Annotated in this window: 10 protein-coding genes; 3 read left to right on the top strand and 7 right to left on the bottom strand. The window is 63.5% G+C overall.

Annotation, left to right across the window (positions count from 1 at the left end; all coding sequences use genetic code 11):
* Positions 1–60 precede the first annotated feature (60 nt).
* Complete coding sequence (locus AC4NMM_RS06285; RefSeq protein ID WP_092924009.1) at positions 61–465, top strand: universal stress protein; 405 nt, start codon at positions 61–63, stop codon at positions 463–465.
* Between the two features lie 73 nt (positions 466–538).
* Here the strand turns inward: AC4NMM_RS06285 and AC4NMM_RS06280 are convergent, their stop codons facing one another.
* The 7 genes from AC4NMM_RS06280 to AC4NMM_RS06250 form a co-directional block, all read right to left on the bottom strand.
* Complete coding sequence (locus tag AC4NMM_RS06280; protein ID WP_491923854.1) at positions 539–1741, bottom strand: HD domain-containing protein; 1203 nt, start codon at positions 1739–1741, stop codon at positions 539–541.
* A 70-nt stretch (positions 1742–1811) separates the two neighbouring features.
* Positions 1812–2366, bottom strand: coding sequence for a helix-turn-helix domain-containing protein (locus AC4NMM_RS06275; RefSeq protein ID WP_096395887.1), 555 nt, complete (start codon positions 2364–2366; stop codon positions 1812–1814).
* A 100-nt stretch (positions 2367–2466) separates the two neighbouring features.
* Positions 2467–3837 carry a phosphoribosylamine--glycine ligase gene (locus tag AC4NMM_RS06270; protein ID WP_096395885.1) on the bottom strand — a complete coding sequence of 457 codons (1371 nt, stop codon included), beginning with the start codon at positions 3835–3837 and terminating at the stop codon, positions 2467–2469.
* Between the two features lie 78 nt (positions 3838–3915).
* The gene (locus AC4NMM_RS06265; protein WP_491923853.1) at positions 3916–5148 is read right to left on the bottom strand and encodes an FAD-dependent oxidoreductase; all 1233 of its coding nucleotides are present in this window, start codon (positions 5146–5148) and stop codon (positions 3916–3918) included.
* Positions 5149–5326: 178 nt separating this feature from the next.
* A complete protein-coding gene (locus tag AC4NMM_RS06260; protein WP_096395881.1) occupies positions 5327–5560 on the bottom strand; it encodes a YgaP family membrane protein in 234 nt (77 codons plus the stop codon).
* Between the two features lie 82 nt (positions 5561–5642).
* Entirely contained in the window at positions 5643–7265 is a 1623-nt protein-coding gene (locus tag AC4NMM_RS06255) for an FAD-binding domain-containing protein (RefSeq protein WP_096395879.1), read from the bottom strand.
* Between the two features lie 51 nt (positions 7266–7316).
* Positions 7317–8807: a carotenoid oxygenase family protein gene (locus AC4NMM_RS06250; RefSeq protein ID WP_096395877.1), complete on the bottom strand. Its 1491-nt coding sequence runs from the start codon at positions 8805–8807 to the stop codon at positions 7317–7319.
* Between the two features lie 296 nt (positions 8808–9103).
* Here AC4NMM_RS06250 and AC4NMM_RS06245 point away from each other — a divergent pair, with 296 nt between their 5' ends.
* Together AC4NMM_RS06245 and AC4NMM_RS06240 are read left to right on the top strand one after the other, a co-directional pair.
* Positions 9104–10096: a tyrosine-type recombinase/integrase gene (locus AC4NMM_RS06245; RefSeq protein WP_491923852.1), complete on the top strand. Its 993-nt coding sequence runs from the start codon at positions 9104–9106 to the stop codon at positions 10094–10096.
* Positions 10097–10523: 427 nt separating this feature from the next.
* Positions 10524–14921 (top strand): Eco57I restriction-modification methylase domain-containing protein, encoded by a 4398-nt coding sequence (locus AC4NMM_RS06240; RefSeq protein ID WP_491923851.1) that lies wholly within the window; start codon positions 10524–10526, stop codon positions 14919–14921.
* Positions 14922–15257: the final 336 nt, after the last annotated feature.

Raw genomic sequence — 15257 nt, 5'->3', positions numbered from 1 at the left:
GGTTCCGCCGACCGCGAATTCGCGGGGTGATTTATGTTCCGGCTCGCCGAAGCGCCGGGTATGTACGACGTGTTACTCGGTATCGGGCTCGACGACGAGAAGCGGGCGGTCGCACAGGCCGAGGTCGTCGCCGACCTCCCGGACGCGCCGAACGAGGTGACGGCGCACCTCTGTCACGTCTTCCAGGACAATCCGGAGGGGGCGTCGGTCCACCAGCTCGGGACCGTCCGACGCGCCCGCGAGATTCTGGAGGAGGCCGGCGTGAACTGCGTTCACTACGAGGCCAGCGGCGATCCGGGCGAGGAGCTGATCGCGGCCGCGGACGAGGTCGACGCCGACCTCATCTGCGTCTCGGGTCGCAAGCGGAGCCCGGCGGGGAAGGCCGTCTTCGGCAGCACCACGCAGACGGTCGTGTTGAACGCGGACCGCCCGGTGTTGGCGGTTCCGGGGCCGGACGGAGAGTAAGGCGGCGACGCGCGACGGTCGGTGAAAAGCCGACCGCAACGTGCGACGGTTGGTGAAAAACCGACCGCGGCGCTCAGGCAGAGGGTCGCCCCGTCGCGCGCAGCCCCAAGACCTCCCGCGCGGCGGCCGCGACCTCCTCGACGCGTTCGGCGGGACAGTAGACGCCGAGCGTCCAGCGGCGGCGCTCCGCGGCCCGGAGCCCCGTCACGAGCTCCGAGGCGTCCTCCAGCCGCTGCGGGACGCCGTCGACCACGACGGCGGAGCCGGACTCCTTGAGCGCCGGACGCGAGGGGATGTCCACGAGGACCGCGTCGCGGTCGATCCCCACCGCGTCCGCGATCTCGCGTTCGGCGGCCCGCTCCTCCGGGCGTCCCGCGTCGACCGTCCCCGCGGGCACCTCGTCGATCCCGGCCCAGACGGCGCGCTTGTAGAGGTCCCGCCGCTCGATGCGCTCGCCGAGCGCCGGGACGCGCTCGCGGAGTTCGACGAGGAGGTCGTGGTCGGCCATCCGGCGGAACGCCTCGACGTCGGTCTCCGTGCGGTCGAGGTACCGCTCGCAGGCGCGCTCTAACATCGCGCCCGCGACGCGGGAGACGTGGTGTCGGTAGACGACGGCGTTCATCAGCGACCGCGCGACGAGCAGGCTCTCGGCGGTGGCGACGTTCCCCTCGTCTAAGGCGAGGTCGGCGGCGCTCCCCGTCTCGTCGCCGCCGATCAGCCGGAGTTCGGTGACGAGCCGGCCGGTGTCGACGGTGCCGTACGGAACGCCCGTGTGGTGGGCGTCGCGCACGAGGTAGTCCATGCGGTCGACGTCGAGCTCGCCCGAGACGAGCGGCCCCAAGGCCCCCTCGCCGTCGATCAGGGCGGCGACGCGCTCGGGGTCGAGCCCGTTGCGTTCGAGGGCCTGACAGACCTCCCGGTCCGCGTCGGTGAGCAGCCAGCGCACGTCGTCGTGGTCGCGCCCGGTCGCGCGCCGGATGATCCCCTCGGTCTGGTGGCCGTACGGGCCGTGGCCGACGTCGTGAAGCATCGCCGCGGCGCGGACGTGCGCCGCGGTGTCGGCGTCGATGCCGAGGCCCTCGACCGCGCGGCCGGCGAGGTGGTAGACGCCGAGGCTGTGTTCGAATCGGGTGTGGTTCGCGGAGGGGTAGACGAGCCGGACCGTGGACAGCTGTTTGATGTGTCGCAGCCGCTGGAACGCCGGCGTGTCGACCAGCTCGGCGGCGACGTCCCCGAGCCGGACGTGGCCGTGGACGCTGTCCTTGATCGCCTTCATTGGCGGACGGTCGCCGCGCGCCGGATTGGTCGTTTCGGCTCGGCGCGGGTCGCTTTCGGCTCGGCGCGGGTCACTCGTCGACGATACCGATCCCGAACCGCTCTTCGAGCGCACGCACGACGGACCCTCCCACGTTCGCGGTCGCGGCCCGCCCGTCCTCGACCGCGAGCAGATCGTCCTCGTCGACCTCAAGCTCGGCGGCGACCTCCTCGACGGTCAGCCCGGCGTCCTGCCGGGCCTCGGTGACGGCGTCGCCGTAGCCGGAGACGAGGTACGGGAGGCGGTCCGCCTCGTAGCTCGTCCCCTCCTCCTCCCAGCGCTTCGAGTCGCCGGTCGCGGAGTCGTACATCTTCGCCTGCTTCCGCGCGAGCTCCTTCTTCCGGCTCTCCGTCGCCTCCGATCCGGATCCGGCGCCGCCGGAACTGCCGCCCGAACTGCCGCCGCGCGACCCGTCGCCGGCGCTCGGCGCGTTGCCGGCGTCGTCGTGGGGGCGGCAGTTCGAACACACGAGCAGCTTCGCGCCGGCGACCGTCGCCTTCCGGAGGTCCGTGGTCTCGCGACCGCAGAGCTCGCACGCGTCGCCGTCGTCCCCGCCGCCGCCGCCGCCCGTCGAATACTTCGGCATACCCCGTGTAGTGGTCCGGACCGTTAAAAAGTCGTGGAGGGCGAGGTCCGGCGCCGCCGGGACGGGAACCGGTGTCGGCGAGGACGGCCCCGTTCGAGGCTCACGGGCCGAGGTACCCCCACGCCTGGAGGCGGTCGCCGTCGCCGTCGACCCAGCGCTCGCCGATGTCGTCGCGGTAGTACATGTTCGGCATCACCACGTCGTCGATGCGGCCGTACGCCTGCTCGCGCGCGGCACCCATCGTCTCCCCTTTTCCGGTGACGACGATGGGCATCCCGCTCTCGCCGGCGGCGCGCCACTGGCCGTCGACCTGTTTCGTGTCCTCCAGGTGGATCCCCGTTCGGTCCTCGGTCTCGAAGACGACCGCGGCGTTCCGCGAGTTCTCGTCGTACGTCTGCTCGTCGTCGAACGGGAACGGCGGCAGGACGACCCTGACGGCGATCTGGTAGCCGCCGTGGACCTCGGGCTCGGGCTTGTTCCCGTGCGCGAGGTCGTAGAAGAACTCGGCCGTCGACGACTCGATCGACTCCTCCTGAAGGGCGATGGTCGGGTAGCCGAACCGCGGCGTGAACTCCAGCGGGTAGATACCCGTCTCGTTGACGATACAGTTGATGTCGATGCTGCCGACGTACCCCTCGTCGGCGAGCCATCCCTCTATCTTGCCGAACGTCTCTTGGAACAGCCTGTTTTTCCCCGCCCAGAACATCGACGTCCCCATCTCACCGGTCGACGGGCCGATGTTTCCCGGGAACAGCTTCTTGTGCTCGAAGTTGAAGTTCACCCGGTCGACGAACTCGTTCCCGTCGAAGAAGCCGCAGACCGCGACCTCGACGCCCTCGACCTTCCGCTGGAGCTGGAACCCCTTCATCCGGTGGCCCCACGCCTTCTCGTACGCCCGAAGCACGTCGACCACGTCGCTGCCGTCGTCCTCGTTGCCGACGTACAGCAGGCGCTTGACGTTTTGAACCTCCCCGAGCGGCTTGATCACGTACGGCGCGGGGTTCTCCTGAACGTGTTTGATGCCCGCGTCGAACTCGTGGAACACGTGGTGTTCGACCGTGTTGACGCCGTGGTCCTCTAAGACCTCCATCGCGTAGCCGCGGTCCTCTTCGAGCCGGTCGGTGTCGGGCGTCCCGCCGATGACGGCCTTCCCCCGCTCGCGGAGTTCCTGCGCGAGCGCGCCGGTCCCGACGTCGGAGCCGACTCGCGGGGTGTCACCCCGCTCGTTCGTTCCGGGACCCTCCCGCTGGTCGGGTCCCGAGACCCAGATGTCGTCGAAGATCACCACGTCGGCCCAGTCGACCTCGGCGCGCCAGTCGTCCGTCTTCGGCACGAACCCGTCGCCGATTTCTTGGTCGCTTTCGGCCTCGATGTAGTACTTCACGTCGTGGCCCTCGCGCCGGACCTGCCACGCCAGGTCCGTGATCAGCGCCGCGTCGGCGGAGACGAAGAGGAAGTTCGCGGTGTCCATACGACGCCGTCGCCCGGAAGGGACTTGAGTGTGCGTGCCGGCGCGGGCTCCCCGCCGCGGAGTCGCCGACCGGTCGGGTCAGTCGCCCGCTCGCGCGCCGACCACGTCGGCGTCCGTGGGGTTCGCCCCGCCGTACTCGACGACGAGTTCGTCCAGCCGATCGGGCTCGTCGGCGTGTGCGAGCGGTTCGGCCGCGGTCTCGCAGGCGGCGTCGACCCCCAGCCGGTCGCAGACGCGGTCGACGGTCGTCTCGGCCATCTGGCGGTAGGTAGTCAGCTTCCCGCCCACGACGCTGTAGAGGCCGGCGGCGCCGTCGCGCTCGTGGTCGAGCAGCGTGAACCCGCGGGAGATGCCCCGGCGGTCCTGCCCCGCCTCGTCGGGCTCGTAGAGGGGCCGGACGCCCCACCACGTCCGGACCGTCGGCGCGTCGGCGACCGCGGGGAGCATCGCGGCGCACTCCTCGACGGAGCGCTCGACCTCCCAGTCGGCCGTCTCGTAGTCGTCGGGGTCGGAGACCGGGACGCTCGTCGTCCCCAGCACGACCTCGCCGTCGTGGGGCACGACGATGTCGCCGTCGTCGGGGTCGCGGCACCGGTTCAGCGCCGGGCCGAGCCCGTCGTACTCGACGGACACCATCACGCCGCGGCTCGGCGCCATCCCGACTTCGACGCCCGCCATCTCCGCGATCGAGTCCGCCCACGCGCCGGTGGCGTTCACGACGACTTCGGGCGAGAGCGTCTCGTCGACGTCGCCGCCGACTCGGACCGACGCGACCTCGCCGTCGCGGACCGTCACGTCCTCCACGGGCGCGTGCGGGCGGACGGACGCGCCGTGACGCTCGGCGTCCGCGGCGTTGGCGGCGACCAGCCGCGACGGGTAGACGACGCCGTCCGGGACCCGGAACGCCTCCTCGACCTCGTCCGTGAGCCCCGGCGCGGCCTCGCGAGCTGCGTCGCCGTCGAGGCGCTCGGTCGGGATTCCGATGCCCTCGCAGGCCGCGAGCTTCTGCTCGAAGTAGTCGGGGTCGTCGCCGGCGAGCCGGACGAAGAGCCCCCCGGTCTCGCGGACGCAGGCCCCGGCGATCTCCCGGAGCGTCCGGTTCTCCTCGATACACTCGCGCGCACCCTCGGCGTCGGCCTCGGCGTATCGAGCGCCGCTGTGGAGGAGTCCGTGCGAGCGCCCGGAGGTTCCGCTCCCGAGCCCGCCGCGGTCGACCAGCGTCGCGTCAACCCCGCGGAGTGCGAGGTCCCGAGCGATCCCCGTCCCGGTCGCGCCGCCGCCGATCACGAGGGCGGTCGGGTCGTCGCTCACGCGACGCTCACCCCGGGCGAGCCGTCACCGCAGTCCGTTCTGATACCCCGTCGATCCGGGTCGCTGTCGAACATGCGATCGGTACGCACTCGGAGCACTTGAGGGCACGGTCGGAGCGGAGAGAAAATAGACTTCTGACGCGTCTTATCCCGGCAATTCGCCGGTTGCGGAGAGCGGTTCAGCGCGGCCCGCCGGCGTCCGCGGGACAGGTGTCGACGCCGAGCAGGGCGTACAGGCCGCAGGTGCCGGTCGCGGCGGTCGCGAGCATGGCGATCGCGACGACGCCCAAGACCGGCGCCGCGAGGGCCGGGAGCGGCGCGGCGTTCGCGAGGGTCGCTATCGAGGCGAGGCCGGCGACGGCGCCGACCGCGGTCCTGACGCGCTTGTCCGTCGCACCGACGTTCTGGTTCATAACACACAATACGGCACACGAACGTATGAAGCTTTCCACGCGGAGGCGATGCCCCGACGCAGCGGGATCCGCGGCCGGCGAGTCACCCGAACTCGTCGAGGTCGGTTTGGGGCGACTCGTCGGCGTCGCTCGCGCTCGAACCCGGCGGTTCGCCGTGCTCGGCCGCGATCGACCGCGCGGCGCCGAGGCCGCCGGACAACGACGCCCGCCGAGCGACCTCCTCGTCGCCGAGCTTGTCGGCCGCGGCGGGGGACGCCGCCCCGTAGCGCTCGCGGAACTCGCTCCGGGCCGCCTCGTAGTCGACGACGGGATACGGGTAGTCCGCACCGATCTCGACGCCTACCTCGCGCTGGACCGCGAGCGGCGCCTTCTCTGGGGCGTCGAGGTGCGCGGCGGGCAGCGGATCGAGTTCGGGGACCCACCGCGTAATGAACTCCCCGTCAGGGTCGTGGTCGCGTACCTGCTTGCGGGGATCGTACAATCGGAGTCCGGGGCGGCCGACCAGTCCGCACTGCGACTGCCACTGGGTGTAGTTGATCGCGGCGTCGCCGTCGATCAGGTGGTGGTAGAAGTGGTCGGCGCCGATCCGCCACGGCTGCTGGAGGACGTGGAAGTAGAGGCTCGCGCACAGCGCCCGCATCCGGAAGTTGAGCCACCCCGTTTCGCGCAGACAGCGCATGCTCGCGTCGACCATCGGGAACCCCGTCTCGCCGCGCTTCCACGCCGCGACGAGGTCCGGGTCGTGGCGGTCGCGGTTGAACCCCTCGTAGACGGGGTTGACGGCGCGGTCGAGCCACCTCGGCCAGTCGAGCAGCTTCTGCGCGTAGTGGCGGTTCCAGAACAGCCGGGAGACGAACATCGACTTCCCGCGGCCGTCCGGCGCGCGCTCGTCGGCGTGGCGGTGGACCTCGCGGACCGAGAGGCAGCCGAACCGCAGGTAGGGGGAAAGGCCGCTCGTCCCGTCGCGGGCGTCGACCGGCGAGGAGATCGACCCCGGGTAGTCGGCGATTCGCTCCGTGAACGCGCGGAGTTGCTCGCGGGCCGGGCCGCGTCCGCCCGTTGGCACGCGCGTCTTCGACGACTCGACTTCGTACGCGTCGGCGACCGTCTCGGGGTCGATTTCGGTCTCGACGCGCTCGACCGCGACCGATCGGGGGTCCCAGTCGAACGGGTCATCCGCGAGCCACGACTCGACGCGCTCGCTCCAGTTCTCGCGCGGGCGGTCCGCGTCGCGGACGAGTCCGTCGCCCGCGACGAACCGGACGCCGAGCCGCTCGTGGGCGCGCTCGTCCCGCCGCCGGCCGTACCGACCGGTCGGGGTCGCGGTCGCGACGACCTCCCAGCCGGCGTCGACGAACCGTCCCAGCACGTCGAGGGGGTCGCCGTGGGCGTACGTCAGCCCCGCGCCGTCGACATCGCGGTACTGGCGGTCGAGGTCGCGCAGGCAGTCGTGGAGGAACTCGATCCGCGCGTCGCAGGCCGCGCCGCGCTCGTCGTAGAAGCTCGGGTCGAAGACGAACAGCGGGAGGACTCGCTCGGACTCCGCCGCGGCCGCCGCGAGCGCCGGGTTGTCCGCGATCCGGAGGTCGTTCCGGTGCCAGACGACTGTTCCGGGCTCGTCGGGGCGACCGTCCGCCGCCGAGAGCGACCGGACCGCGTCGGCGTCGGGGGTCGACGGGAGCGCGTCGTCGTCGCCCGCGGTCATGTGAACCCGTGGTACGGCCCCGCGGCGCAAGGACCTGTCGGCCGTCGCGGGTTACTCCGCCGACGCCGCCCGGAGCTCCGGGAAGTACCGACCGTGGAAGTCGAAGGGGAGCGCGTGCGGCAGCGTCGCCCGCGCGCGCTCCCCGAGCGTCTCGCCGTCGAGGACGAGCAGCCGCGACCGGTCGGCGTCCACGTCGAGCGCGACGGTCACGACGACGCCGTCGTCCTCGGCCTCGCCGTCGGGAGCCGGGACGAACAGAGGCTCGCCGAAGTAGTCGCCGCCGTCGTCGAAGGTCCGGACCGCCTCCGTCTCGGCGTCGACCTTCACGACGCGTCGCGCCCACTCCGTGACCGGGGTGTCCATCCCCATCGCGTAGACGTAGCGATGAGGGTGACACCACCGTGCGGGCGACGCGGTCGGCAGCGCGCTGCCGCCGTCGAACAGGGATTCGCGGGCCACCGTCGCGTCGCCGCCGCCGTCTCTGTCCGCACCGGTCGCGGATCCGAGGTCGACGGTGAACCGCTCGATCCGACCCGCCATGGTGCCCATCTCGCCGGCGCGGACGTTCTCCAGGTACAGCGAGTCGATCGCGGTCGCGTCCGGGATCGTTTCGAGATCGAAGACCACCTCGGTCCCGCCGTCCCGCTCGAAGGCGTTGACGTGGTGAAACCCGAAGAACGGGTCGGTCGTCGGCTCGGCGACCACGTCGCCCGTCGTCCGGTCTAGCACGACGATCCGCGTGCCGCGATCGGGCTCCCACTCGAACTGTTCGATGAACGGGGGTTGCCGGCCCGGCTTCAGGAACCGACGCGGGTCGAGTCGGAGGGGGAACTCCGTTAGGACGACGTACCGGGGCGTGAGCGCGAAGCTGTGCATGTACGCCGGCTCGTCGGTGTCGACGCTGCCGACGTGGCGACGCTCCCCGTCTCGGGTCCACGCCGTAACGTGGTATCGGCTCGTCCGTCCGAACTCGGTGTCGACCGTGACGAGCGCGCCCGTCGCCGGGTCGCGCTTGAAGTGAGCGCAGGAGAGCTGGCCGCTCGGCGCGTCGCCTTCCCGGTCGACGTGGCCGACCGTCGCGAGCGTGTTCGGGTCGACCTCGACGCCCCGCGGCGACTCGGTCAGCGCCACGTACTCGTCGCCGATCCGCTCGGTGACGATGTTCGCGTTGTCGTACGGCTCCGCGAGGAACGTCGCCAGCCGCGAGCGCAGGGTCGTCTCGCCGGTAGCGAACCCGCCCTCGAACTCGCCGCTCGTCGCCGCGTCATACGCGTCGCTCCGGAGGAAGCGGTTGCGGTAGTGGACCGCGTCGCCGTCGCCACCCGAAACCGAGTCTGCGCGGTCCCCCGGATCGAAGGTGAAGCGGTACAGCATCGCCAGGCCGTCGAACCAGTGGTCCACGTCGCTTCCGTCCGGGAACGAGAACGCGCCGGGACCGTTCCGGATCAGACTGCCCCGGAGCCACGCGGGCAGATCGCCCCGGACCGGAATCGACGCGGTCGTCTCCTCGTGAAGCGAGTGGAACCCGGCGTGCGAGACCATGGCAGGCTACGGGGGCGCGGCGGGCTAAGGTCTGACGGCGATCGCTGCCTCTCCTACATCGCCGCTGCGTTCCGTCGAGAGGATCCAGATGAGAATCCCCGACCTCTCAGTAGCTCTTTCACGACCGCCAGGAAAGCGGATGGGTTGGGGCGGATTCGAACCGCCGACCTGCTCGCCGTCGTGCGATTTCATACGCACTCCGGCTCCACCGCGGAGGAGTGTGAACCCGGCTACTCATACCCTCCCAAGCCACCATCGCGGGGTTCGGCTCAACCATGTCCGAATCTCGAACTCAGATGACGCCGGAACGCGCGATCGAACGCTACCTCACCGACAAGAAGCCCGAATGGGCCGAGTCGACCTACTACAACAACGCCTCGTCGCTTGGGATATTCCTCGACTTCTGCGAGGAGATTGACCTCGACAACATCTGCGATATAGACGGCTTCCACATCTCCGACTTCAAGCAGCACCGCCGAGAGGAGGGCGAGGTCAATGAAATGACGCTCTACAACGACCTGTGTTCGCTTCGAAGCTTCCTCAAGTGGACCAACTCGATGGGACTGATCGACTCGTGGGTTGTCGAGAACATGGTCCTCAACGACCCCGACGAGAAGGTTCGCTCCGAGAAAATTGAACCCGAGACTGCGAACCAGATACTCGAATACTTAGACGACTTCGAATACGCCACGACTCGACACGCCCTCTTTGCTCTCCTGTGGGACACAGGGATGCGTCTCGGAAACGCTCGGTCGTTAGACGTTGGCGACTACTACCCCGAAGAGCAGTACATTGAGGTGTCTCACGATCCCGACGAAGGTACTCCACAGAAAAACAAGTCAACTGCCGAACGAGAAGTAAATCTCCACGATTGGGTGTGCGAAATTCTGGACGATTATCTCCGGATGAATCACATCGAGGTGGAGGACGACTACGGTCGAAACCCTCTCTTCGCCTCAAAGCATGGTCGCATGGCGCTGTCTAATCTCCGGACCCACATCCGCCGACTCACCCGTCCGTGTCACTACACCGGAGAGTGTCCCCACGATCGAGAACAGTCCGAGTGTGTCGCCGTCCAAGAGTACAACAAGGCAGCGCAATGTCCTGGTTCTCACAAGCCCCACGCTATCCGACGAGGGGCTATCACTCATTGGCTCAATGAGGGCCACCGGAAAGAGCTAATTAGCGACCGGATGAACGTCAGTATCCCGACGCTGGACAAACACTACGACGCCCGGACTGAATCTGAGAAGCGAGACTTGCGGCGGGAGATGTTCGATATGGAGTAAATTCTCACCGGATTTTATAAACCCACGATCCGTACTCTTTATATGGATCTCACTCTCCGCCAGCTTGTCTTCCTTGAGCATGAAATGGAGAAGGTAGTCGACTCCAAGGATCGAGACTCTGAGGATCGAAGTCATGCCTCCTCTGTGTTAGAACACATTGAGGCGGAGTTACAGCGAAAAAAGCAACAACAGAACTGATGATCTCAGGTTCCTGCGACTGTCCCGATAGGCCCCAACTACTTGTCGTGAAGATTTTTCACTACTGAATGTATCGGCTGTAATATGCCTGATAGCTCGGAGATTCTCGACACCCTCCGCGGGAAGGTAGCTTGTGTAATAAGTAATATGCCGTGTCTTCAGAGACACAACTAATTGCTAGTCTAGATACGAACGTATTTCAGATAAAATAACCACATGATCACGAAAAATGGGAACTAACGCATCTCTCACACCATACGAAAACAACGGACTGTTCACCAAACACTATCTCAACACCCATCTCGAAGAAACAGAAGCGTGGCAGACAGTCGATGACGATGACGTGGAAGAGGCATACGAGGGAGTTGACGAACTCCACGACCAGAACGTAAGCGCACTTGAAAACGCCAACGAAGACCAAGTGCAGGATATGTTCATCAATCCTGTATTAGACATTCTCGGGGTTGTGTACGCACGTGAGGGTACGATAGATGGCACCTCTGGCGACCAACCCGATTATGCCTTCTTCAAAAACGAGGTGGTGAAGCGAGAAGCAATCCGGATGCAGGATGAGTCTGACGTTTACGATGCTGCTATCGGTGTCGCAGAAGCAAAGGATTGGGGACACCCTCTCGACGGGCCAGGCAACAACGGTGAGCCTAATGCAGACCCCGATTTGGATGATAAAGAGCGGGACAATCCCAGTGCTCAAATCAACCGATACCTCCGAGACACCGGCGTTGAATGGGGCGTCCTGACGAACGGCATCGAATGGCGTCTCTACTACGCTGGCGACGGCGTGAAAGTTGACCGCTGGTACCAAATCAACCTGCAGACAATCCTATCAGACACGCGGTTCGGCGTCGAGGAGTTCAAACAATTCTACATGCTCTTTCGCGGCCAATCTTTTGACCCCTCAACCGGCGTCTCCGGATGTTACCTTACCCGCATCTACGATGGGAGCAACGCATTCGCTAGGGAGCTCGGAGACGATCTAGAAGACAACATCTACGAGGCAATCCAAATCCTTGCTGACGGATTCCTTAACACGCCGCGGGCTACCGACTTTGATACCGATGATCTCACTGACGAACAAAAAGAACTGATATTTGAGAGTTCACTCACATACCTCTACCGACTCATTTTCGTCTTGTATGCAGAAAGTGACGAGAGACACCTTTTACCCCGGGAGAATACCATATACCGCAACGAGTACGGGTTAGTTGATCTGAAGCAAGAAGTCAAGAATAATCTCCATGACACGAATCACTCCTACGACGACAAGAATCCGCGCCTCTGGAACCGACTCGAACTCCTCTTTCAACTGATTGACCGTGGGAGCGAACACCTCGGGTACGACGAGGATGAACTCGATATCCCGGCTTACGACGGGGGGCTGTTCAACACCGACCCAGACCTGGAAGACTCTGATACCGATCACTTCCTCGCCAACGCGCGTCTTGGCAACGAGTACATAGCCAAAGCGATCTACCGAGTCTCATACCAGCAAGACGCCGACCGAGAAAACTCGTTCTTCGACTACTCACAACTATCTATCCGGAACATCGGCTCCATCTACGAAGGACTGCTCGAACACCACTTAGAGGTGGCCGACGAACCGCTCACGACTGTCAATGATGATGGTTCCGAGGTTTGGTCGACTGAAGTGGAATACTTCGAGGAGTACGATGAAGACCCACCGTTCGAAGCAGAAGTGGAGGAAGGTGAAGTTTATCTCCGAACTGACGATAACGAGCGGCGTGCTACAGGCTCGTATTACACCCCGCAAAAAGTAGTCAACTACATCGTTTCGAACTCTCTCGACCCCCTCATTACCGAAATCAAGTCTGAACTCGGCCTAATCGAGGAGTTCGACTACTCAGACGATGAAACGTACACGGAGCGGTTTATGAACCGCATCCTTGAACTCCGAGTCATCGACCCGGCGATGGGAAGCGGTCACTTCCTCCGGGACGTTGTAGAATATCTTGTGACCGAGATCGAGACGGTTGCAGACGAGGAGCGGAGAATACTCGAAGAACAAGATGACCCACCAATTGACCCGCCAGAATCACTGGGACTAAACTATGCACGACGGCGGGTGACGCAGGAATGTATCTACGGAATCGACGTGAACGAGATGGCCGTCGAGTTGGCCAAGATGTCGCTCTGGCTCCACACACTCGCCAACGATCAACCACTAGCGTTTCTTGACCACCACTTCAAGCACGGGAACTCGGTGATCGGCTCCGAAATTGACGACGTGAAGAACGCCTACATCGACCAAAGCACTGAGCAAGATGGCCACGTAGGCACCCGACTCACGTACTATGATTCCACGCTGACCGACATCGTCGGAGAGTTGCTTGAACGATATTCCGATTTCATTGGCATCGACCTCGAAACGCGTGAAGCAGCGGAGGAAATCAAAAGGAAGTACCGGGACTTCCAGAACCTCCCGCAGCGCCGCCATTTCCAAGAACTGCTGAACGTATTTACCGCAGATCGTCTCGATGAGATTTCGGTTGACCCGTCGGACTACGAAGAGATGGCCGATGTCCTCAGTGACCCCGAACAGGGAAACGAGGAATGGGAGGAGCTCCGGGACAAGGACTGGTTCCAACACGCCCAAAATGTAGCCGAAGAAGAATCTTTCTTCCACTGGGAGCTGGAATTCCCCGAAATCTATTACCACCCCGGACTGGAATCTGATGGCGACGATATCGATTACTCAGACGTGGAGAAGGACAACCCCGGGTTCGATGCAGTCATCGGAAATCCTCCCTACGTCTCAATCCAAAATATAGACGAATACTATCGGGACTACTACGAGAAGGCGTACGCAGACACCTACCAGTACCGATATGACCTGTACGCAGTATTCGTCGATCAAGGACTCGACGCAACACGGAACAACGGCCGGTTCTCCTACATTATCCCCCATACCCTGCTGAACAATCAGTCGTTCGAGGATACCCGTCGCAAACTGCTCGATGAATCGGACTACATCCGCATCATCGACTTCACCGACGACGTATTCGAAGATGCGACGAACGAGCCGATGATTCTGTATGCCGAGCCGAACCGGAACCGGGAGGAAGACGACGAACAAACGCTAGAAAGCACGACAATCCACCCAGATGACCTCCCGAATGCAAACGACAGCCTCAGAGAGTTTCCGTCGGAAGTAGTTGAATACCTCCCGTGGAACCCGTTGTTGATTCGCCCTGCGGAATGGGTGGAAGACTATCTCACAACCTACAGAACAACCCAACTCGGGAATATAGCAGATACACAACAGGGACTCCGGACTGGCAATAACAGCGAATTCCTCACCGAGTCCCCGCCAGACGACGGGAAGGTATATCGCAAAATTCTACGCGGCGATGACCTCCACCGATACGGGTACGCCTGGGGCGGTGAGTACGTGCTGTACGATAGGGATGCCCTGGATGCACCCCGTGACGAGAAGTATTGGGAGGCCGATGAGAAAATCATCGCCAACGCAATCAGGAACTCGCAAATGGATGATCGAATTGTCTCTACCATCGATCTCAACGAATACATCGGCTTCAACTCAACCATCACTATCCTGCCGCGGAGCGAGAACAAGGAGAGTATCTACTACCTGCTAGCCATCATCACCTCCGGCCTTACAGACCACTACTTCTGGACTTGCTTCATCGACAACAACCTCGCTTCCGAATACTACGATTCCATCCCTATCCCAACCGTCGATCTCGACACCCCAGAAGACGAACGGGAGCAGGTAGTCGAAGCACTCGAAGAGAAGGTAGAAGCGTTCCTCAACGGCGAGATCGACAGCGATACCGTCACCGACTTTGCCGACGAACACATCCTTCAGGAACCGGAAGACGAGACATCCGACGATGAGGAAGACGGAGAAGAGTCCGCAGACGGCGAATCCGAGGAGTTAGAACGGCGCGTGACACGGGATATTGCCCACGATATGCTGGTCTATCTGGCCAAAGAACACACCCGAATTATCGGCCAGCGAGATGAACTAAACACCAACCTCGTGGACTTCATTCAACCGTATATCGAAGGAGAACGAGTCGGTGACTTCGGGCAGATTCAGCCAACATCTGAAAGTCGCGGAACTGTGTTACCGGAAACCATTGATGAGACAGAGAAGGGGTCGCCAAAAATCAACGGCATTCGGTGTAGTGAACCCGAAAAAGTCGCCCCAGACAGCTACTCGGTAACTGTCAAAATCCGCCCGAAATATAAGCCAGAATACCCTGAAAAGCACGAAATAGACCGACACGGGTACATTGTGGAAGACGAACAGGAATATATCCCGGCACTGCGATTCACAAATCTCGATGAGGAGGATGTACTTCTCCTCTCAGAATTCCTCCCACAGGCATACGAAAACAGTGACCTACGGGATCAGTCGGGCCTAAAGCGCGACGTAAACACCCGCGACTCTATGATTGACCGGGTGAAGGATATCAAACTTCCTGACACGAGTCAATCACACGTGGATATGGAGACGTTCATGGAGAACAAGCGAACTGAGGAGGAATACAATACCCAATCAGCGAAAATGGATGATGTGACGAACCACATCGTAGCCCGTCTCTACGGGAATCCGCTGGATTAGCCCGATAATCCTCAACAACCGATTCTCCTTCGGTGTTTGTGTCGTTCCGCTCACTTTTTGTGACTCGCTTTGTCGAGGCGTTGGAGGCCGACCGCCAGACTGTCGAAGAGACGAGTATCGAAGAGCTGGAAGTGAAGATCGACGAAACTGTGTACGACCTATTTGATCTGACTGAGAATGAGAGAGGTTAACGAGGATATCTGGAAGTGTTTTAACAACAGGTACCACCCTCGGAACCCCCACCTGTATGGTTTGACTCCCCCACTCTATTCGGGTTTGATTGGATTATTGGCACTTTGAGGCCGCCACCTCAGAAAGACTTGGCAGATGGACAGT

Source organism: Halorubrum sp. SD41 (assembly GCF_058630335.1).
The sequence above is the reverse complement of the archived record's forward strand: the minus strand, read 5'-3'. Positions and strand labels throughout refer to the sequence as shown.

What these genes read in the sequence shown, in the direction of transcription:
- AC4NMM_RS06255 (WP_096395879.1), bottom strand. Translation starts at nt 7,265, where the DNA reads ATGACCGCGGGCGACGACGACGCGCTCCCGTCGACCCCCGACGCCGAC.
- AC4NMM_RS06250 (WP_096395877.1), bottom strand. Translation starts at nt 8,807, where the DNA reads ATGGTCTCGCACGCCGGGTTCCACTCGCTTCACGAGGAGACGACCGCG.
- AC4NMM_RS06240 (WP_491923851.1), top strand. Translation starts at nt 10,524, where the DNA reads ATGGGAACTAACGCATCTCTCACACCATACGAAAACAACGGACTGTTC.
- AC4NMM_RS06280 (WP_491923854.1), bottom strand. Translation starts at nt 1,741, where the DNA reads ATGAAGGCGATCAAGGACAGCGTCCACGGCCACGTCCGGCTCGGGGAC.
- AC4NMM_RS06270 (WP_096395885.1), bottom strand. Translation starts at nt 3,837, where the DNA reads ATGGACACCGCGAACTTCCTCTTCGTCTCCGCCGACGCGGCGCTGATC.
- AC4NMM_RS06245 (WP_491923852.1), top strand. Translation starts at nt 9,104, where the DNA reads ATGACGCCGGAACGCGCGATCGAACGCTACCTCACCGACAAGAAGCCC.
- AC4NMM_RS06285 (WP_092924009.1), top strand. Translation starts at nt 61, where the DNA reads ATGTACGACGTGTTACTCGGTATCGGGCTCGACGACGAGAAGCGGGCG.
- AC4NMM_RS06260 (WP_096395881.1), bottom strand. Translation starts at nt 5,560, where the DNA reads ATGAACCAGAACGTCGGTGCGACGGACAAGCGCGTCAGGACCGCGGTC.
- AC4NMM_RS06275 (WP_096395887.1), bottom strand. Translation starts at nt 2,366, where the DNA reads ATGCCGAAGTATTCGACGGGCGGCGGCGGCGGCGGGGACGACGGCGAC.